Annotated in this window: 21 protein-coding genes and 1 tRNA gene; 4 read left to right on the top strand and 18 right to left on the bottom strand. The window is 68.0% G+C overall.

The genetic code is table 11. From position 1 onward, the window contains the following. Positions 1-46 precede the first annotated feature (46 nt). The 4 genes from HQN78_RS25180 (at position 47) to HQN78_RS25165 (ending at position 1,803) form a co-directional block, all read left to right on the top strand. Positions 47-136, top strand: a tRNA-Ser gene (locus HQN78_RS25180). Positions 137-242: 106 nt separating this feature from the next. Next, positions 243-620 carry a hypothetical protein gene (locus HQN78_RS25175; RefSeq protein ID WP_107800318.1) on the top strand — a complete coding sequence of 126 codons (378 nt, stop codon included), beginning with the start codon at positions 243-245 and terminating at the stop codon, positions 618-620. 232 nt (positions 621-852) lie between these two features. Continuing rightward, positions 853-1,173: a DUF1484 family protein gene (locus HQN78_RS25170; protein WP_235087118.1), complete on the top strand. Its 321-nt coding sequence runs from the start codon at positions 853-855 to the stop codon at positions 1,171-1,173. 198 nt (positions 1,174-1,371) lie between these two features. Further along, positions 1,372-1,803 carry an excinuclease ATPase subunit gene (locus HQN78_RS25165; protein ID WP_235087116.1) on the top strand — a complete coding sequence of 144 codons (432 nt, stop codon included), beginning with the start codon at positions 1,372-1,374 and terminating at the stop codon, positions 1,801-1,803. Between the two features lie 15 nt (positions 1,804-1,818). Here the strand turns inward: HQN78_RS25165 and HQN78_RS25160 are convergent, their stop codons facing one another. From HQN78_RS25160 to HQN78_RS25075, 18 genes are read right to left on the bottom strand one after another with little or no spacing between them, the layout of a single operon-like run. Further along, positions 1,819-3,042, bottom strand: a complete 1,224-nt coding sequence (locus HQN78_RS25160) for a beta-ketoacyl synthase N-terminal-like domain-containing protein (protein WP_235087114.1) — start codon at positions 3,040-3,042, stop codon at positions 1,819-1,821. A 2-nt stretch (positions 3,043-3,044) separates the two neighbouring features. Beyond that, on the bottom strand, positions 3,045-3,512 hold the full coding sequence (locus tag HQN78_RS25155; RefSeq protein WP_166451958.1) for a hypothetical protein: 468 nt from the start codon (positions 3,510-3,512) through the stop codon (positions 3,045-3,047). 19 nt (positions 3,513-3,531) lie between these two features. Beyond that, positions 3,532-4,755, bottom strand: coding sequence for a beta-ketoacyl-ACP synthase (locus HQN78_RS25150; RefSeq protein WP_370646580.1), 1,224 nt, complete (start codon positions 4,753-4,755; stop codon positions 3,532-3,534). Continuing rightward, positions 4,755-5,480 carry a 3-ketoacyl-ACP reductase FabG2 gene (locus HQN78_RS25145; protein WP_235087110.1) on the bottom strand — a complete coding sequence of 242 codons (726 nt, stop codon included), beginning with the start codon at positions 5,478-5,480 and terminating at the stop codon, positions 4,755-4,757. The genes HQN78_RS25150 and HQN78_RS25145 overlap by 1 nt, the downstream gene beginning before the upstream one ends. After that, positions 5,477-5,935 (bottom strand): hypothetical protein, encoded by a 459-nt coding sequence (locus tag HQN78_RS25140; protein ID WP_227104646.1) that lies wholly within the window; start codon positions 5,933-5,935, stop codon positions 5,477-5,479. The genes HQN78_RS25145 and HQN78_RS25140 overlap by 4 nt, the downstream gene beginning before the upstream one ends. Further along, positions 5,932-7,113: a beta-ketoacyl-[acyl-carrier-protein] synthase family protein gene (locus tag HQN78_RS25135; protein WP_235087108.1), complete on the bottom strand. Its 1,182-nt coding sequence runs from the start codon at positions 7,111-7,113 to the stop codon at positions 5,932-5,934. Before HQN78_RS25135 ends, HQN78_RS25140 begins: the two co-directional genes overlap by 4 nt. Further along, a complete protein-coding gene (locus HQN78_RS25130; RefSeq protein WP_227104651.1) occupies positions 7,110-7,661 on the bottom strand; it encodes a DUF3261 domain-containing protein in 552 nt (183 codons plus the stop codon). The genes HQN78_RS25135 and HQN78_RS25130 overlap by 4 nt, the downstream gene beginning before the upstream one ends. After that, on the bottom strand, positions 7,655-10,000 hold the full coding sequence (locus HQN78_RS25125; protein WP_227104653.1) for an MMPL family transporter: 2,346 nt from the start codon (positions 9,998-10,000) through the stop codon (positions 7,655-7,657). The genes HQN78_RS25130 and HQN78_RS25125 overlap by 7 nt, the downstream gene beginning before the upstream one ends. Then, entirely contained in the window at positions 10,000-10,629 is a 630-nt protein-coding gene (locus tag HQN78_RS25120; RefSeq protein WP_227104655.1) for an outer membrane lipoprotein carrier protein LolA, read from the bottom strand. The genes HQN78_RS25125 and HQN78_RS25120 overlap by 1 nt, the downstream gene beginning before the upstream one ends. Positions 10,630-10,631: 2 nt before the next feature. Further along, a complete protein-coding gene (locus HQN78_RS25115) occupies positions 10,632-11,078 on the bottom strand; it encodes a thioesterase family protein (RefSeq protein WP_235087106.1) in 447 nt (148 codons plus the stop codon). Then, the gene (hutH, locus tag HQN78_RS25110; RefSeq protein WP_227108604.1) at positions 11,078-12,616 is read right to left on the bottom strand and encodes a histidine ammonia-lyase; all 1,539 of its coding nucleotides are present in this window, start codon (positions 12,614-12,616) and stop codon (positions 11,078-11,080) included. The genes HQN78_RS25115 and hutH overlap by 1 nt, the downstream gene beginning before the upstream one ends. Before the next feature lie 49 nt (positions 12,617-12,665). Continuing rightward, a complete protein-coding gene (locus HQN78_RS25105; RefSeq protein WP_235087104.1) occupies positions 12,666-13,574 on the bottom strand; it encodes an acyltransferase in 909 nt (302 codons plus the stop codon). Continuing rightward, the gene (locus HQN78_RS25100) at positions 13,571-14,320 is read right to left on the bottom strand and encodes a glycosyltransferase family 2 protein (RefSeq protein ID WP_235087101.1); all 750 of its coding nucleotides are present in this window, start codon (positions 14,318-14,320) and stop codon (positions 13,571-13,573) included. Before HQN78_RS25100 ends, HQN78_RS25105 begins: the two co-directional genes overlap by 4 nt. After that, a complete protein-coding gene (locus HQN78_RS25095) occupies positions 14,317-14,676 on the bottom strand; it encodes a 3-hydroxyacyl-ACP dehydratase FabZ family protein (protein WP_235087099.1) in 360 nt (119 codons plus the stop codon). The genes HQN78_RS25100 and HQN78_RS25095 overlap by 4 nt, the downstream gene beginning before the upstream one ends. 19 nt (positions 14,677-14,695) lie before the next feature. Continuing rightward, complete coding sequence (locus HQN78_RS25090) at positions 14,696-15,010, bottom strand: hypothetical protein (RefSeq protein WP_235087097.1); 315 nt, start codon at positions 15,008-15,010, stop codon at positions 14,696-14,698. Further along, on the bottom strand, positions 15,007-16,032 hold the full coding sequence (locus HQN78_RS25085; protein WP_235087094.1) for a class I adenylate-forming enzyme family protein: 1,026 nt from the start codon (positions 16,030-16,032) through the stop codon (positions 15,007-15,009). The genes HQN78_RS25090 and HQN78_RS25085 overlap by 4 nt, the downstream gene beginning before the upstream one ends. Further along, the gene (locus HQN78_RS25080) at positions 16,029-16,595 is read right to left on the bottom strand and encodes a hypothetical protein (RefSeq protein WP_235087093.1); all 567 of its coding nucleotides are present in this window, start codon (positions 16,593-16,595) and stop codon (positions 16,029-16,031) included. The genes HQN78_RS25085 and HQN78_RS25080 overlap by 4 nt, the downstream gene beginning before the upstream one ends. Before the next feature lies 1 nt (position 16,596). Next, positions 16,597-16,842 carry an acyl carrier protein gene (locus HQN78_RS25075; protein WP_166451946.1) on the bottom strand — a complete coding sequence of 82 codons (246 nt, stop codon included), beginning with the start codon at positions 16,840-16,842 and terminating at the stop codon, positions 16,597-16,599. Positions 16,843-16,844: the final 2 nt, after the last annotated feature.

Here is a 16,844-nt window from a genome sequence, read left to right as displayed (position 1 = left end):
TATTGACAGGTAATCCCTTGCCCAATAGAATGCCCCACTCTGAGTCGGAGAGGTGGCAGAGTGGTCGAATGTACCTGACTCGAAATCAGGCGTACGTGCGAGCGTACCGAGGGTTCGAATCCCTCCCTCTCCGCCAGACCAAGCAATTAAGCCCTTGAGAAATCAAGGGCTTTTTTGTTTTGTTCTTCGCCCCGTTTGCGCCTACCATTACAGCCTTCCGCACCTGTCCAAGCCGCAGCCGCATGAATCATCTGGTCAACTACGTCAACGCCATCCTGAACGCGCCCTCCCCGCGCCGCGCGCGCCTGGACGGCTCAAGCCGGAACCGTTGGACGGATCAGGGTTATACGGTAGTCGCGGAACAGTCCACCTATGTTTTCGACGATGGCGCAATGATCCAGCGGACGACGGAACAGGACGATTACCCGGCCGAGGCCGCCTGCGCCGAGTGCTGGATTCGTTACGAAGTCGTCCGCCAGCCGTCCGGCGACGCCATCCAGCCCGGCCATATCAGCTTCAACAGCACCTGCCGCGAAGCTTTCTGGCGGCGCTACTTCTCCCCGGAGCCGTCGGCCGCGCCTGCTTGCAGGCCTTGCCCCCCTCCAAAGCCGCTGGCTTGACCCTCCATCCCCAATCAGTAACAATCGCCGCGTGCCGCCTCATTCCGCGGTATTTGGGTGTAGCAGCTCATAAAGCCATAGCCTCGCCATAGTCCCCGCCTTATCAAAGGCAGGCGCTGGCGGGGAGGCGCATTCGTGCGCCTGCCGGAGCTATGGCCGGTCTGCTACCCTCGTCATTCGCCTGCCGTACCCGCGTAGCAGCGAAGGCAGGCCCTGCCATAGGAGCCTTCCGATGACGCACCAAACCCGGCGCTATCGCGCCCTGCTGTCTCCCTCTCTTCCCCTGAATACGCTGCTCTCCGAATTGCGTCCGTTCAACAGCGTGGCGCCGGCCTCGCTGAAACGGCTGGAAAGCCGGCTGTACGCCCGCGAGCAAAACCTGCGCAGCGCCATACGCGATCTGCGCAAGGGCCACGAAAGCCTGCGCACGGTATTGGCGCTGCTGGAGCAGGCCAAGGAACAGCCCTGCCCCTGCAATGTGCTGCACCTGACGCTGGCGCCGGCGCAGCAGTGGTTGCAACACGGCTTGGACGCGCTGCAGGCGCGGCCTTGAAAGTGTCCGCGCAGGACTGACGCCGCGGCAGCCCGCGCGTAAGGTCACGTCCGGAAACGCGCCGTTTCAATGTTAATACTGTCTTTGGAATGGGCTGCGCGCGCGAGTACACTGCGGGGCCTCGATTCGACGCGGCGGCGCGGCAGACGCGCCGCCGGCGTCGTTCATCAGCCTCTTAACAGCCGAATCGCCAAACCCATGACTCTGCACAAACGAATCGCCTCTCTGCTGCTGGCCTGCGCGCTGGCGCTGCCCGCCGTCGCCCACGCCGCGGATGAAAAACTGATGCTGTCCATCGAAGACGCGCTGAACAGCGACCTGGCCAAGGAAAAGCTGGACCCTAACATCGCCTTCCGCTTTGCCCGCGGCGGCAAAGGCAAGGTGCTGGGCGAATGGGTGAGCAATAAAAAGACCAATAGCTTCGGCAAGGACAACGCCGCCGCCTGCCAGCGCGCCTTCATTTCCGCGCTGCTGGAGTTCCAGGAGCGCGCGCGCAAGGAAGGCGGCTCCGCCGTGGTCAATATCCGCAGTTATTACAAGTCTGAGGAGATCAGCAACGCCAAGGAATATATGTGCGGCAGCGGCTTCTTGATGGCGGGCGTGGCGCTGAAGGCGCAGGTGCTCAAGTAAGTCTGAAGCGGGGCCTCAAAGCCCCGCGCGGGAGAACACCAGACAGGCGTTGGCGCCGCCGAAACCAAAGCTGTTGCACAGCACGCTGCCCAACTGGGCCGGCCGAGCGTGCCGAACGAACGGCAGGCCGGCCAGGCAATCGTCCAGCTCGCCGTATTGCGGCGAGGCGGCGACAAAACCGTGGCGCATCATCTGCAAGCTGAAGATGGCTTCCATTGCGCCGGCCGCCGCGATCGCGTGGCCGGTCAGGCCCTTGGTGGAGGAGAAGGCGGGCACGGCCTCGGCGCCGAACACGGCCCGGACTGCCTCGATTTCGACGCGGTCCCCTTGCGGCGTGCCGGTGGCGTGGGTATTGATGTAGTCCACCCGTTCCAGACCGGCGTCCGCCAGCGCCAGCCGCATGCAGCGCTCTGCGCCCGCGCCGCTGGGCGCCACCATGCTGTGTCCGTCGCTGCAGGCGGCGTAACCGGACAGTTCCGCGATGATGGGGGCTTTGCGCGCCAGCGCGTGTTCCAGCGCCTCCAACACCAGCACGCCCGCGCCGCCGGCGATGACGAAGCCGTCGCGGTCCGCGTGATAAGGACGAGACGCGGTGTCCGGCGTCGACGCGTCGCCGTCGGCCAACACGCCCATCACGTCGAACAGCACCGCGGATTGCCAGCTCACTTCTTCCGCTCCGCCCGCCAGCATCACATCCTGTTTGCCGAACTGAATCTGTTCGAAAGCGTAGCCGATGGCGTGCGCGGAGGTGGCGCAGGCGGAGGTCACGCCCAGGCTGAGCCCCTGGACGCCCAGATGGGTGGCCAGATTGGCGGATACGGTGTTGCCCATGATCTGCGGCACGTAATAAGGTGTCAGCCGGTGAATGCCGCGGCTGGCCAGAATCGCCATCGCCTCGCTCAGCTTGGCCGTGGAGCCCACGCCGGAACCGACGACCAGGCCGGTGCGCGGGTGTTGCAGGACGGAAGCCGGCAGCCGCGCATGGGCAATCGCCTGCTGGGCGGCGTGCCAGCCGTACAGGGCCGCGTCCGCCATGAAGCGTTGCAGCTTGCGCGGCGGCAAGGCGATGTCGTCGCGGCGCGGCGCGCCGGCCGCCCGGCTGTTCATGCCGAGCTCGGCGAAATCCGGCCGCGCGGCGACGCCGCTGCGGCCGTTGCGCAAGGCCCTCAGCGCCGTTGCCTCATCGTTGCCGATGGGGCTGGCCAGACCATAGCCGCTGACGACGACGCGACGCTTCATGTTCAAGGCGCGATCTGGTTGGCCGACGCCTGGATCTCTTGCACCATGATGGAGACCCAGCGGTTGTAGTTGGGGTGGATCAGCACGGTGCCTACCGGCGCTTTTTCCGCGGCGCCGCTATAGTTTTTGTTCTCGCTCTTGGTTTCCACGTTCAGGTTGTTGGCGGACAGGTATTTGACGCTGTAGCGGTCCGCGCCGTAGCTGATGGCCACCTTGGCCTGGTGCTTGCCGCGCACGTCCAGGCTGGCCAGCAGCTTGCCTTCGCCGTCGGCCACCACCACCCAGCCCTTGCTGCCGGCGCCGGCGATGATGGCGCGACGCAACATGTCCGCGGTCATCGGCTTGCCGTCCATGCGCGCCACCAGTTGGTCGGTCACGTCGCGCACCGGCACGCTGGCCGGCGCGGCCTGCGCGGAAACGGCGGTCATCGCCAAAAGCAGGGCTGCAATATAAGCGCGTAGTTGACGCATGTTTTCTCTCCTGGCCGCTTTAACCGGCCTGTTTCAAAATCAGGGATGTGTTGATGCCGCCGAAGGCGAAGTTGTTGCTCATCGCGTATTCGACATCGGCCCGGCGGATGGCCCCGGTCAGGTAGTCCAGTTCGCCGCAAGCGGGGTCCACCCGGTCCAGGTTCAGCGTGGGCGCCAGCCAGCCTTCGCGCAGCATTTCCACCGTCAACCACACTTCCAGCGCGCCGCAAGCGCCCAGGGTGTGGCCGAAATAGCTTTTCAGCGAGCTGATCGGCGCCCGCCCCAGCACGGCGGCGGTGGCCTGGGTTTCCGCGATATCGCCGCGGTCGGTGGCGGTGCCGTGGGCGTTGACGTAGCCTATCGCGCCGGCGGACAGGCCGGCGTCGTCCAGCGCCAGCCGCATCGCGCGCGCCATGGTCGGCGCTTCCGGCTGGGTGATGTGGCTGCCGTCGGAATTGGTGCCAAAGCCGCAGATTTCGGCATAGATGGCGGCGCCGCGCGCCAGCGCGTGCTCGCGCTCCTCCAGCACCAGGGTGCAAGCGCCCTCGCCCACCACCAGGCCGTCTCGGTCGCGGTCGAAGGGCCGCGGCGTATGCGCCGGCTCGTCGTTGCGCTGGCTGGTGGCGTACAAGGTGTCGAACACCGCCGCGCCGCCGGCCGACATTTCCTCCGCGCCGCCGGCTATCATCATGTCGCAGCGGCCGAAACGTATGGTTTCGTAGGCGTAGCCCAAGGCCTGGCTGCCGGAAGTACAGGCGCTGGCGGTGGGAATCACCCGGCCGGTCAGACCAAAGTACAAGCCGATATTGACCGCGGCGGTGTGGCTCATCATCTGGATGTAGCTGGTGGAGGTGACGCCGGCCATGGAGCCGGTGGCCAACATCTGGCCGAAGGCCTGTATCGGCGCCACGCTGCCGGACGAGGAGCCGTAGGCCACGCCCATGCGGCCGTCCTTGATGCAGGGGTCTTGCAGCAGGCCGGCGTCCAGCAGGGCGCGTTCGGTGGCGCACACCGCCATTTGCGCCACTCGTCCCATCGCGCGGGACATCTTGCGCGGATAGTGGGCCGGCAGCGCGAAGTCGTCCACCGGGGCGCCCAGGCGGGTGTTCAAATCCGGAAAGCCGTCCCACTCCGGCATGGCGCGCACGCCGTTGCGGCCGGCCCGGATCTTGGCCGCGATGGCGGGCCAGTCATGGCCCAGGCTGGTAATGCCCGCCATGCCGGTGATCACGACGCGGCGCATCAGACGATGCCTCCGTTCACGCCTATCACCTGGCGGGTGATGTAGGCGGCGCCGTCGGACATCAGGAAGGCCACCAGAGCGGCCACTTCCTCCGGCCGCCCCACCCGGTTCATCGGCACCATTTTCAGGGCCTCGTCCACCGGAGCGCCTTCCAGGATATCAGTGTCGATCAGGCCCGGCGCCACGCAGTTCACCGTGATCTTGCGGCTGGCCAGTTCCACCGCCAGCGCCTTGGTGGCGCCGATCAGGCCCGCCTTGGCCGCGCTGTAATTCACTTGCCCGCGGTTGCCCATCACGCCGGAGACGGAGGACAGGGTGACGACGCGGCCGCCGCTGCGGGCGCGGACCATGGGCATGATCAGCGGATGGGTCACATTGTAGAAACCGGCCAGCGAGGTGTTCACCACCAGGTCCCAGTCTTCGCCCTCCAGCGCCGGGAAGGCGTTGTCGCGGGTCACGCCCGCGTTCAGCACCACGCCCCAGAACGCGCCGTTGGCGGCGATGTCCGCTTCGATGGCCGCGCGCGCGGCCTCGCGGTCGTTGACGTCGAATTGCATCAGCGTCGCCGCCGCGCCCTCCGCGCAGGCGGCCGCTGCCACGGCCTCCGCTTCTTCACGGCGGCTGCGACAGTGGATGGCCACGTCGAAGCCGTCTCTCGCCAGTTGCAAGGCCACTGCCCGGCCTATGCCCCGGCTGGATCCGGTGATCAGGATTCTTTTTTTCATTGTGCGCTGCTTTCCTGCAGAAATAAGGCGAAATCTTCCGGTTCGAACACATTGATGGTGGCCTCGGCCAGCCGGTCTTCGCCGCAGGCGATCTCGCACAGGAAGGACCCCATGCCGGACTCGTCGCGATAGACCGGGCTGGCGGTCACCCGCAGCGGCCGCCCGGCGGCGAACGCCGCGCAGGCCGGCTGGTAACGACGCGTGCCCAACAGCACGCCCTGCTTGACCGGCAGCCCCGCCTGGCGCGCCGTCAGGCCCACCCAGGCGGCCACCGCCTGGGCCATCAGTTCGATGCCGATGTAGGCCGGCATATCGCCGGCGGCGTCCGCGTACCATGCCGCCGCGTCCGGCGTGGCGCGCGCCTCCAGGCCTGCGCTGTCGTAGCGTTGCACCGCCTCCAGCAGCAACATGCCGCCGCGGTGCGGCAAGACTTCGGTGATAGCCGGTAACATCATGCGTGTTCGTTCTCGTCCGTCGCTGTTGCCGCCAGCAACAGCGACACGTTATTGCCGCCAAAGGCGTAAGAGTTGCTCATCACCAGCGGCCGCCCCGCGGGCAGCGCAGCGCCGGCTTGCGTCAGTTTCAGCGCCGGCAGGGCCGGGTCCGCCGCGCCGTCCCAGACATGCGGCGGCAGCCGGCGCCGGCTGTCGCTCAGCACCAGCCAGCCGAAGCCCAGCTCGGTGGCGCCGGCGGCCCCCAGCAGGTGGCCGACCAAGGGCTTGGTGGAACTGGCCGGCACGCCGTCGGGAAACACCCGCCGCATCGCCAGACTTTCCATTTCATCATTCTTGACGGTGGCCGTACCGTGCAGATTCACGTACCCCACCTGGGCCGCCTCCGCGCCGGCCATTCGCAAGGCCCGCCGCATCGCCTCCTCCGCGCCGCGGCCTTCCGGGTGCGGCGACGACATATGCCAGGCGTCGCTGCTTTCGCCGTAGCCCAGCAAGGCCACCGGGCCCGGCTCGCGGCTGGCGATGAACAAGGCGGCGCCCTCGCCGATATTGATGCCGCGGCGTCGCGCGCTCATCGGCTGGCACAAGACGGGACTGACGGACTCCAGGGCGGCGAAGCCCTGCCGGGTCAGCTGGCACAGGCTGTCCGCCCCGCCGCAAATCACCGCGTCGCACAGCCCTTGCGACAACAAGCGGGCGGCGGCGGCCACCGCCTTGGCGCTGGAAGAGCAAGCGGTGGAGACCACATAGGCGACGCCGTCCAGCCGCAACAGCTCGGCCAGGAACAAGGCCGGGCTGCCCATTTCCTGCTGTGCGTAATCGTAGCGCTCCGGCCGCGCCTGCCCGGCCGCCTCGGCGGCGACCGCCAGCTCCGTCTCCAGGATGCCCGAGGTGCTGGTGCCCAGCACCACACCGATCCGATGACGCCCGTAGCGCGCGACCAGCGCCTCCACGCGAGCGCACAAGGGCTCCAGCGCGGCCAGGAGCAGCCGGTTGTTTCGGCTGTCGTAGCGGGCCAGCTCCGCCGGGATCTCCGGCAGCGCGCCCGCCACCCGGCCCACCACCGCGCCGGCCTCCTCGCACATGCCGCCGCAGTCGCCGGCCAGCAAGCGCCGGTGGATCTCCGGCAGCTCGCGGCCCAGCGCGTTGATCATCGCCAATTCGTTCAGATAAACCGTCATTGAGCCTCCGCCTCCGGCGCCATCGCCGCCAAGGATTCGATCTCCAGCGTCATGCCCAGTTGCGGCAGCCGGACGCGCCGCCCCTTGGGCGTCGGCGCGTCGATCAGCAAGGTTTGGTCGCCGTTCATCAGCCGACGCTGGCCGTCCGCCGCGTGCAGCCACCAGGCGGGCGCGCGGCCGAAGCCGTCCAGAACGGCGGCCTCGGGCAGGTGCAGCCATTGCGCCAGGGCCAGCATCGCCGGCCCCTGGTCGCTGACCCGGCGGCCGAACGGCGAGCTCGCGCTCCAGCGTTGGCCGTCCCAGCCGGCGCTCAGCAAGGGCTGGCCCAACGGCGACAAGGCCGCCAGCGACAGCCGCTGCCCATCGGCCTCCAGCTGCAGCAAGGACAGTTCGCGAAAACCGCTGCCGCTCGCCGTCACCAACTGGCTGGCGTTATAAGTCTCGGCGGGTTGCCGCAGACAGTAGGCCGGGGTTTGCGGCAGGCGGACGCAATGGCCGCCGCCGGCGCAAGCGGCGAGCAAGAACAGCAGGGGCAGCAGTTTCAACATGGCTCGGCCCTTCCCGCGTCCCCGGTTTTGAACAGGGTCACCATAGGCGCCAGCAGCACCGCCAGGCCCACGCCTATCAATTGAGTCAAACCAAAGCTGCTGACCGCGGGGGTGGCGCTCGCGGCCAGCAAGCCGAAGGACAGCAAGGTGGTCAAGGCCGACAGCCCCACCGCCAGCAACGCCGCCTGCTGATGATGACGGCGGCCCTCTTCCACGAAGATCGCGTAGTCCACGCCCACGCCCAGCACCATCAGGAAGCCGAGCACGACGAAAAGATTGGCGCTCACGCCCAGCCAGCCCAGCGCGCCCAGGGTGAACAGCACCGCCAGGCTGACCGGAGCGGCCAAGAGCAGCGCGCGCCGCCAGCCGTAACGGCGCTGCATCAGCGCCACGATGGCCAGCAGCGACAGCGCGAACATCAGCGTGGAGGCTTCGCGAAACTGGCGGAACAGTTCGGACACGCTGGCGGCCTTGTCCACCAGCGTGACGCCGTCCAGCCCTTGCGCCGCTTGCCGCAAAGCGTCCAGCTTGCGGAAGTCGCCCGGCATCACCGCCATGCGCCAGGCTCCGTCGTGCCGCCCCAGCCACAGGTGGCGCAGCGGCGCGGCCAGCGGCTGAGCCAGCAGCGTTTCCGCCGTCAAGGACGGCCCCGGCCGCGCCAGGCCGGCCAGATAGCCGCCGGCGATCTCGTCGCGCACGCCGGCGTCCTGCAGCACTTGCCGGCCGGCGCGTCGCATCGCGTCTTGCAGCAGCGCATGGTCGGCCTGTTGCCGCTCCGGCGGCGGCAGCAAGCTGGACAAGGATTGATAGCCTTGCAGCTGACCGGCGCTCACCAAGGCGTCTAGGCGGCCGTCCAACTGCCGGCCCAGGCGCAGCAAGGCGGCTTCGCTGGGCGCTTCCAGCAGGAAGAACTGGCGGCTATTGCCCTGCCCCGCCAGCTCTCGAATCAAGTGTTCCTGCGCCAGCAGTTCAGCCGAGGGCCGAATCAACTGATGCACATCGTCGTCCGCCTGCAATCGGGCCAGCCCCGGCAGCGACAGCGCGCCCAGCGCCAGCAAGAGCGCGGCCAGGCGGCGGCCGCGCATGAATTGGCAGTAACGGTCGAAAGCGCGGCCTATCGGCGGCAGAATGCCCCGCGCCGACGCCGGCGCGGCCTGACGCACAAAGCAAGGCACGCACCACAGCACGGTCAGATAGGCGCCGACCAGGCCGGCGCTGGAGAAGAAGGCGATCTGGCGCAGCCCCGGAAACGGCAGCAGAGCCAGCGCGCCGTAGCCCAGCAAGGTGGTCAGCAGCCCCATGCGGATGGCCGGATGAATGGCGGCCAGCGCTCGCTCCACGTCCCAATCCGGCCCGTCTTGCAACTGGCTGGCGAACAGATGGGTCGAGTAGTCTATCGCCACGCCGATCAGGCTGGCGCCCATCACCAGGGTCAGCAAGTGCAACTGGCCGTACACCGCCAGGGTGGCGGCCACTGCCGTCAGCGTGCCCGCGGCGATCACCGCGCCGGACAAGGCCAGATGGCGCAGCCGGCGGAACACCAGCAACATCAGGCCGATGACGGCCGCCATCGACACGCTGCCTATCCTGTTCATTTCCGCTTCGGCGCCGCCGCGCGCCTCGCCGGCGAACAGCACCGCGCCGGTGGCGGCCAGCTGGCCGCCGCCGGCCTCCGCCAGCGTGCGCAGTTCCGCCACTTCGCGGCTCAGGACTTGCTGCAGCGCCGGATCGTAAGCGTCGCCGTTCAAGGGCGCGCTCAGCAAGCGCCAGGACACGCCGTCTCGCTCCGTCGCCAGCCAGCCGTCCTTGATCTGCAACGACGACTTGGCCATAGGCAGCGCGGCCAACACATTGCCGAACAGGCCGAAGGGATCCTCCGCCAGCGGCAGGCCGAAAGCGCCCTGTCCTGGCAGGCTCAAGCGACGCAGCAACAGGGTTTCCAGATACGCTTGCGGGTTTTGCCTCAGCCCCTCGCGGTCGGCGTCGGTCAACAGGCCGTGGCGGTAAGGGGCGTAAGGCCGCAACAGGCGCGCCGGGTCAAGGTCGCCTATTTTCCCTTGCACCGAGCGCAAGGCCGGCAGGGCGCGCAGCCGGGCGGCCGCCTGTTCCGCCAGGCGGCTGGCCTGGGCCGGATCGCGATGCCCCACCATCACCACCAGGCGCTCGCCCGCCTTGGCCGCCAGTTGCGCCAAGGCGCGCTCCACCTCGGGTTGGCGCGCGTCGTCCGGCAGCATCGCCAGCATATTGGTCTGCACCGGCAAGGGCCGCCCCAGATAGGGCAGCAGCGAGGCCAGGCACAGCAGCATCAGCGCCAGCCAACCATAAAAGCGCTTGCGCATCAACGCCCTCCCAGCAAGCGGCTTTCCTCGGCGCTCAGCGGGCTTTGCGCATCAATCCGGCTGAAGCGGATCTGCGTGCTGTCGCCGCCGGGCTCGGTCAGCGACACACGTTCCAGCTGCGCGGCGCCGGAAAGCTCCACCGCGCCCAGGCCTTTTTGCAAAGGCCCCGGCTTGGGCTTCAGCAACAGGGTCCAGGCGGCGGGACTGCCCTTGGCCTCCACCGCGAAGTGCTGTTGCAGCAAATTCCTGTCCCCGGCCAGCAAGCCGCGGAACAAGCCTTCCACCGAGCCGATGCCGGGGATGTCGCGGCTGGCCCGCTCGCGGCGGCTGCCGTCGGGCAGCAGTTCGCTCACGCCCTTGGGCGTCATCACATAGCCCAGTTGATACGGTTTGACGATGGACCAGATCACGCCGTTTTCACGCGACAACACCATGCGTCCGGACAACTGCAGCGGCTTTTTCAAGGCGGCCATCTGCCGGCTCTGCGCGAAATCCGCGTGCAAGACCGAGTTCGCCGCCAGCTTTCTGGAAATCTGGCTCAGCAAATCCTCGGCCTGCGCCAGCGGCGCAAGCCCGGCCAGCAAGAGCGCCAGCAAGCCGCCTGCGCGGCGCGTCCACGGTTTCAACATCGTCATTCCTCGCATGGGATGCCCAGTTTGTTCCACAACACCGCCGGCGTGACGAACTGCAGCGCCATGTCGTCGGCCAGGTCCAAGGCCACTTGCACGGTGTGGCCCTGGGTCAGTTTTTCGCCGCTGAGGGCGTCGCGCAGTTGGTAAACCACCTTGAGGCGGTTTTCGTATTCCGTCAGTTGCGCGCGCGCGATCACCCGCTGGCCGTAGCGGGCCGGGCGCACGTATTTCAGATAGCACTCGGTCACCGGCCAGGCGTAGCCGGAATCGCGCATCTGCGGGTAGTCGTAGTCGAAGCTGCGCAGCAGCGCGGTGCGCGCCAGTTCGAAGTACTTCACGTAATGGCCGTGCCAGGCCACGTGCAGCACGTCCACGTCGTGGAAGGGAATCTCGATTTCGATCTCCGCCGCCGGCAAGGACGCGGCCGCCTTGGCTTCCACCGCCATCAGTACAAGCTCCAGGCGCGTTGCTGAATCCGCTCTATCGCCAGGCGCAGTTCGCCGTCTTGGCGGCGGTCCTCGTCCAGGAAGGGGGACAGCGTCTCCAGTTCGGCCACGAAATCGCCCAGCGCCGGCGGCAGCCGGCTGATATCCAGCTCGCCGGATTGCCGCCGCAAGCGCACGCCCTGCGCCGCCGCCAGCGTCAGGCAGGCCGCCACTTGTTCGGTCAGCTGCAACACGCGCAGCGCGTCGCGCGCGGCGATGGTGCCCATGCTGACCTTGTCCTGGTTGTGGCATTCGGTGGAGCGGGAGAACACCGAGGCCGGCATGGTCAGCTTCAAGGCTTCCGCCGCGCAGGCCGAGGCAGTGATCTGCACCGCCTTGAAGCCGTGGTTGATCGCGGCCCGTTCGCCGCGCGATCCGGACAGATTCTGCGGCAGGCCGTGGTTGTAGCGGGTGTCCACCAGCAGCGCCAGTTGCCGGTCCATCAGGTCGGCCAGATTGGCCACCGCGTTCTTCATGCCGTCCATGGCGAAAGCGATATGGCCGCCGTAGAAATGGCCGCCGTGCAACACCCGCTCCAGGTCCGGATCGATGATGGGGTTGTCGTTGGCGCTGTTCAGTTCGTTCTCGATGTCGCGGCGCAGCCAGGGCAAGGCGTCGCGCAGCACGCCGATGACGTGCGGCGCGCAACGGATGGAGTAACGGTCTTGCAGGCGGATCTGTTCGCGCGCTTCGCCGCCGTCGTCCAGATCGGCGTAGATCCAGGCGGCCACCTGGTTCTGGCCTTCATGCGGCTTGACCGCGAACAGCTCCGGCGCGAAATGACCGCGATTGCCTTTCAAGGCCAGGCAGGACAGCGCGGTCAGCCGCGCGCTCAGCCGGGTCAGGTATTCGGCGCGGGCGAAGGCCAGGCAGGCCAGGCCGGTCATCACCGCCGTGCCGTTCATCAAGGCCAGCCCTTCTTTCGGCGCCAGCGTCAGCGGCGGCAGGTCCAGTTCGGCCAATACCGCCGCCGCCGGCCGCACTTGGCCCCGGTAGCGCACTTCGCGCTCGCCGCACAAGACGGCGGCCACATAGGACAGCGGCGTCAAATCGCCGCTGGCGCCCACCGAGCCCTCGGCCGGAATCAGCGGCAGCACATCGTGCCGCAGCAAGGCGGCCAGTCTTTGCAGCAATAGCCAGCGTACGCCGGACACGCCCTGGGACAGGGAATTGAGCCGGGCCAGCAGCACCGCGCGCGTGGACGCTTCATCCAGGTAGTCGCCCAGGCCGCAGCCGTGGTAGCGCGTCAGATGCAGCGGCAGCTCCGCCACCAGCGCGGCGGGAATCGTCACCGTGCAGTTGTCGCCGTAACCGGTGTTGACGCCGTAGACTTCGCCGCCCTCGGCCAGCAGGCCGGCCAGGAAGGCGGCGCCGCGTTCGATGCGTTCCGGAAACGCGCCGCCGGCCAACTCCACTTGCACTTGTCCCTGCGCCGCCGCGCACACGTCTTCAATCGTCAAACGTCCGGCGCCCACGCTGAGCGCCTCCTTGCTCTTCATCACTACGGACTCTTTCTCGCCGCGCCACGCGGCAGCTGTCGCTTCCGGCCTAAGCGCGCCAGAAATCGTAAAAATTGAACCATTGCAGCGGCGAGCGCCGCGCATGCCAGGCCAGGCGATCGGCGTAACGCTGAATCGTCCGCCGCAGGGCCTCGCCGCGCTCGTGGCGCGGCAGGCGGAGCCGTTCCTCGAACGGCTCCAGCGTAATGTGGTAACGCCGCTGCCGTTTGAGGCAGAACAGCAAATAGACCGGACACTCCAGCAGGCTGGCCAGAATCCACGGCCCTTCCGCGAAGGCGGCGGAGCCGCCCAGGAACTCGGCGCGCTGCACTCGTCCGTTGTCGCTGGCCGGGGTGCGGTCGCCGACGATCACCACCCACTCGCCGTTGTCTATCTTGTCCTTGAGCAGGATGGCGGTGTCCACGCCCATGTCCTGCACCTGGATCAGGTTGACGGCGTAGTCGCCGCTGGCCGTCGCCAGCAAACGGGAAAACCGCGCGGCGTGCCGGGTGTAGACCACGGCGTTGACCCGGCGCGCGCCGGCCGTGTGTCCCAGCGCCCGGCACATTTCCAGATTGCCCAGGTGCGAGCCCACCAGCAGCGCCCCGCGCCCGCTCGCCAACAGCGTCCGCATATCGTCGCTGCCCGAAGCCGCCACCGCCTCCGGCGGCAGGCCTCCGGCCCAGGCCGCCATTTTGTCGGCGGCGGCTTCGGCGAAGCTGTAGAGATGGCGGTAGACGTCCCGCGCGCGGACGGGCGACAGATCGCCGTCGGCGGCGCGCGCGCGCCGCAGAAAATCCCTCGAGGCGGCGCGCGCGGCGCGGCCGGTGAGAAAGAAATAGGCGACGATGGGATAGAGCAGCAGCCGCACCGAGCGCGCGCCCAGCAGGCGGTAGAAGCCCAGCAGGATTTTCATGCCCAGCAGCGAGCCGCGCTCCGCGGTGGCCGCCCAGCTCATGCGCGCGCCTCGCGCCAGCGACGGCGCAGCAAGCGCGGCGCGCGCGGCAGCATGCCCAAGGCCAGCCGGGTGTGCATCAGGCTGATGCGGGCATTGTCGCGCAGGGCGTCGAAATGGGAGAGGCCGCCGCTCGGATACGTCACCCTGGTCGGCAGGTTGAGCACCGGCGCGCCGGCCCAATGCAGACGCACGATGATCTCGATGTCGAAATCCATCCGCCGCGGAATGCGGGTTCGCCGCAGCAAAGCCTCCGTCGCCGCCAACGGGTAGCAGCGGAAGCCGCACATGGAATCGGCGATATCGAAGGACAGCGTTTCAATCCAGACCCAGAAATGGGTCAGATAGCGGCCGTATAGACGAGCTTTGGGCACGCTGGCGTCGTACAAGGGACGGCCGGCGATCACCGCGTCGGGCCGCTCCGCCGCCCGCGCCAAAAAACGCGGCACGTCGCTCAACGCGTGCTGACCGTCCGCGTCCACTTGCAAAGCATGGCTGTAGCCTTCTCGGTAAGCCAGCCGCATCGCATGCATGACCGCGGCGCCCTTGCCACCGTTGCGCGGCAAACGTAGCAGACGCACCCAGGGCTCCGCGCGCGCCAGCGCCTCCAGCGTCTGCCGGGTAGCTTCCTCGCTGCCATCGTCCACCACCCAGGCGGGCACGCCGTAAGGCCGCAGCCGCTCCAAGACTCCGCCCATGGTGGAGCCGTGGTTGTAGCAGGGAATGATCAGACAGGGACGGAAGCTCATTGCGCTTGCATCCGCAGCCGGCCGGAAGACATTTTCCGGCCCGCCACTTCATAGACGAAATTCAGGCGGCCATTGGCCGCGTCCAGTTGCAACACCAGTTCCAAGGCGTCGCCCGGCCGGACGATGCCGGTGAATTTGATCTGATCCATGCCGGCGAAAGCGCCGGCGCTGCCCAGGGTCCGGGCGGCGATGCGCGCCGCCCAATGCAGCTGCACCACGCCGGGCAGCACGGGGAAGCCGGGAAAATGGCCGTCAAAGCAGGCCGCGTCCGCCGCCAGCGGGATGGACACGCGGCAGGCGTCCTCCGTCTGTTCCAACACGGAATAAGAGGGCGTGAAAGCCTGCGAGGGGGTCATTGCGCCAATACCTTCCAATTCAAAACAATCCCGGCATCGCCGCTCGGTCCGGCTTGCCGCGTTCGGTCTGCGGCAGAACGTCGACAAAGCGCCAGCGACGCGGCAACAGCACCGGTTCGTACCAGGCCGCCAGATAGCGCCGCAGCACCTGCTGCGTCGCCAACTTGCCCAGGGCGGCGAGTTGCGCCCTCCCCTGCGCCGACAGCGCGACGACGGCGCATAGCGTGTCGCGCCGCGCCGGCAGCACCAGCAGCGCGGCGGCGTCCAGCCACGGATGATCGGCCAGTCTTTGTTCCTGCTCGCCCAGCGACAGCCTTTTTTCCGCCAGTTTCACCACGCGATCGCGCCGGCCTTGCAAGAGAAAGCGGCCGTCCGGCAAAAACTCGGCGGCGTCCGACGCCAGCCAGGGCGCGTCGTCGGGCAGGAAGGGCGACACGATCCGCAACGCGCCTTCCTCGCCGACGGAGCAGCGCACCGAGGGCAGCGGCGTCCAGGCGCGGTCGCCGTCGCTTTGACGGCGCCAGGCCACGCCGCCGGTCTCGGTGCTGCCGAAGATCTCCAGCGGCGCCTGGCCCCGGCCGCGGCCGCGGCAAACGCCGCGGCGGCGTCGGCCGGCAGCGGGCCGCCCGAAGACACGCACAGCCGCGTGCGGGACAGCAAGGCCGGCAGATCGATCAGCTCGGGCAGCCGCGACAGCTGCGCCGGGCTGCCGATCAGGGTCACCTCGCCCAAGCCCGCGGCGGCCTCCAGCAAATCCTCTGGCAGGAAATGCGGCGACACTTCGAAGACCCGGCCGGCGCTCAACGGCCACAGCAGACGGAACAGCAGCCCGTAAATATGATGATGCGGCACCGTCGCCAGCACGCAGGCATCTCCGGCTTGCGCGCCGAAACTGCGCTCCAGCACCGCCACCTCGGCCGAGAGCTGCCGCAGGCGCTTGACGATGGACTTGGGCTCGCCGGTGGAGCCGGAAGTGAACAAGGTCAGCCGGCAGCGCTCGCCGTCCAGCAGGCGCGCCGCTGCGGGCGCACCCGGCGAAGCCATCCGCGCCCGCAGCGCGGCGTCGTCCAGCGCCTCGTCGAAAGACTCCGCCAGCCCGCTCAAGGTGGCGGGCAAGGCGTTGTTGGGCACCATCGCCTCCGCGTCCGCGCGCCAAACCGCAAACAGCGCGACGGCGAACAGCCAGGCGTCCGCGGCGATCAGCGCATAACGCCGGCCGGGCTCCAGCGTGGCGGCCACGCCGGCCACCGCGTCGCTGAAGTCGCGCCACGTCAAGGGCCGCCCGTCGCGCAAAGCCGCCACCCTGTCCGGGTCGCGGCCGCCGATCAACACGCTCTCCAGAGCCAGCACGCTCATGCCCGCGCCTCGGGAAAGCGCCAGCGCCGATACAGCCATTCGACGGCGAACAAGGCGCCCATCAACAGATAGGACGCCAGGCCGTTGTACCAGAGCCAGAAGTCCTGCCCCGCCGGCAAGGCGGTGTACAGGGCCGCCGCGGCGTTGAAAACGAAAAACCCGCACCAGACGCGGGTCACGCGCCGGGTGTAGGCCACGCCTTCCGGCGGCAAGTCCGGCGTGATCTGACGGGCGAAGCGCTCAATCATCGTGGGCGGATGACGCAGCGAGTGGGCGAACACCCACAGCATGGACAGGCTGATGAACGCCGGCATCAAACGCAATAGCAAGGCGCTGCCGGTCAGGGCCACCAGGGCGGACAAGACGATCATGCCCAGCAAGGCGCCGCGCTGGGCCGCGGCCAGGTCTCGCCACAGCGCGCGGCTTTGCCGCCGGTAGCGCAGCAAGAACAGCAGCAGCAAGGCGGCGCCCACCGCGCGGGGCGGAAAATATTGCAGGCCCAGAAAAACGGCGAGCGGATAACAACAAGCGCCCAGCGCCGCCAACAGGCGCGTCGCCAGCATCTCAGGCGGCCAGCAGCTGCTCGACCGCGGTGATCACGTCATCCACGGTCCGCACCGTTTTGAAGCCATCCGGCTTGATGCGTTTGCCGGTCAGTTGCTGCAGCTTGATCGCCAGGTCCACTGCGTCGATCGAGTCCAGCTCCAGATCGACGAACAGATTGGCCTCCGCCGTCACGCGCTCCGGCTCGATTTCGAAAGTGTCCTGCAGAATGATCCTCAGTTCATTCAGAATTTGCTCACGGGTCATTC

The organism is Chromobacterium sp. Beijing, from assembly GCF_021496765.1.
GTDB lineage: Bacteria > Pseudomonadota > Gammaproteobacteria > Burkholderiales > Chromobacteriaceae > Chromobacterium.
Note: the sequence above shows the minus strand (reverse complement) of the source record. Positions and strands in the feature narration are given on the sequence as shown.

What these genes read in the sequence shown, in the direction of transcription:
- HQN78_RS25175 (WP_107800318.1), top strand. Translation starts at nt 243, where the DNA reads ATGAATCATCTGGTCAACTACGTCAACGCCATCCTGAACGCGCCCTCC.
- HQN78_RS25170 (WP_235087118.1), top strand. Translation starts at nt 853, where the DNA reads ATGACGCACCAAACCCGGCGCTATCGCGCCCTGCTGTCTCCCTCTCTT.
- HQN78_RS25165 (WP_235087116.1), top strand. Translation starts at nt 1,372, where the DNA reads ATGACTCTGCACAAACGAATCGCCTCTCTGCTGCTGGCCTGCGCGCTG.
- HQN78_RS25160 (WP_235087114.1), bottom strand. Translation starts at nt 3,042, where the DNA reads ATGAAGCGTCGCGTCGTCGTCAGCGGCTATGGTCTGGCCAGCCCCATC.
- HQN78_RS25155 (WP_166451958.1), bottom strand. Translation starts at nt 3,512, where the DNA reads ATGCGTCAACTACGCGCTTATATTGCAGCCCTGCTTTTGGCGATGACC.
- HQN78_RS25150 (WP_370646580.1), bottom strand. Translation starts at nt 4,755, where the DNA reads ATGCGCCGCGTCGTGATCACCGGCATGGCGGGCATTACCAGCCTGGGC.
- HQN78_RS25145 (WP_235087110.1), bottom strand. Translation starts at nt 5,480, where the DNA reads ATGAAAAAAAGAATCCTGATCACCGGATCCAGCCGGGGCATAGGCCGG.
- HQN78_RS25140 (WP_227104646.1), bottom strand. Translation starts at nt 5,935, where the DNA reads ATGATGTTACCGGCTATCACCGAAGTCTTGCCGCACCGCGGCGGCATG.
- HQN78_RS25135 (WP_235087108.1), bottom strand. Translation starts at nt 7,113, where the DNA reads ATGACGGTTTATCTGAACGAATTGGCGATGATCAACGCGCTGGGCCGC.
- HQN78_RS25130 (WP_227104651.1), bottom strand. Translation starts at nt 7,661, where the DNA reads ATGTTGAAACTGCTGCCCCTGCTGTTCTTGCTCGCCGCTTGCGCCGGC.
- HQN78_RS25125 (WP_227104653.1), bottom strand. Translation starts at nt 10,000, where the DNA reads ATGCGCAAGCGCTTTTATGGTTGGCTGGCGCTGATGCTGCTGTGCCTG.
- HQN78_RS25120 (WP_227104655.1), bottom strand. Translation starts at nt 10,629, where the DNA reads ATGTTGAAACCGTGGACGCGCCGCGCAGGCGGCTTGCTGGCGCTCTTG.
- HQN78_RS25115 (WP_235087106.1), bottom strand. Translation starts at nt 11,078, where the DNA reads ATGGCGGTGGAAGCCAAGGCGGCCGCGTCCTTGCCGGCGGCGGAGATC.
- hutH (WP_227108604.1), bottom strand. Translation starts at nt 12,616, where the DNA reads ATGAAGAGCAAGGAGGCGCTCAGCGTGGGCGCCGGACGTTTGACGATT.
- HQN78_RS25105 (WP_235087104.1), bottom strand. Translation starts at nt 13,574, where the DNA reads ATGAGCTGGGCGGCCACCGCGGAGCGCGGCTCGCTGCTGGGCATGAAA.
- HQN78_RS25100 (WP_235087101.1), bottom strand. Translation starts at nt 14,320, where the DNA reads ATGAGCTTCCGTCCCTGTCTGATCATTCCCTGCTACAACCACGGCTCC.
- HQN78_RS25095 (WP_235087099.1), bottom strand. Translation starts at nt 14,676, where the DNA reads ATGACCCCCTCGCAGGCTTTCACGCCCTCTTATTCCGTGTTGGAACAG.
- HQN78_RS25085 (WP_235087094.1), bottom strand. Translation starts at nt 16,032, where the DNA reads ATGAGCGTGCTGGCTCTGGAGAGCGTGTTGATCGGCGGCCGCGACCCG.
- HQN78_RS25080 (WP_235087093.1), bottom strand. Translation starts at nt 16,595, where the DNA reads ATGCTGGCGACGCGCCTGTTGGCGGCGCTGGGCGCTTGTTGTTATCCG.
- HQN78_RS25075 (WP_166451946.1), bottom strand. Translation starts at nt 16,842, where the DNA reads ATGACCCGTGAGCAAATTCTGAATGAACTGAGGATCATTCTGCAGGAC.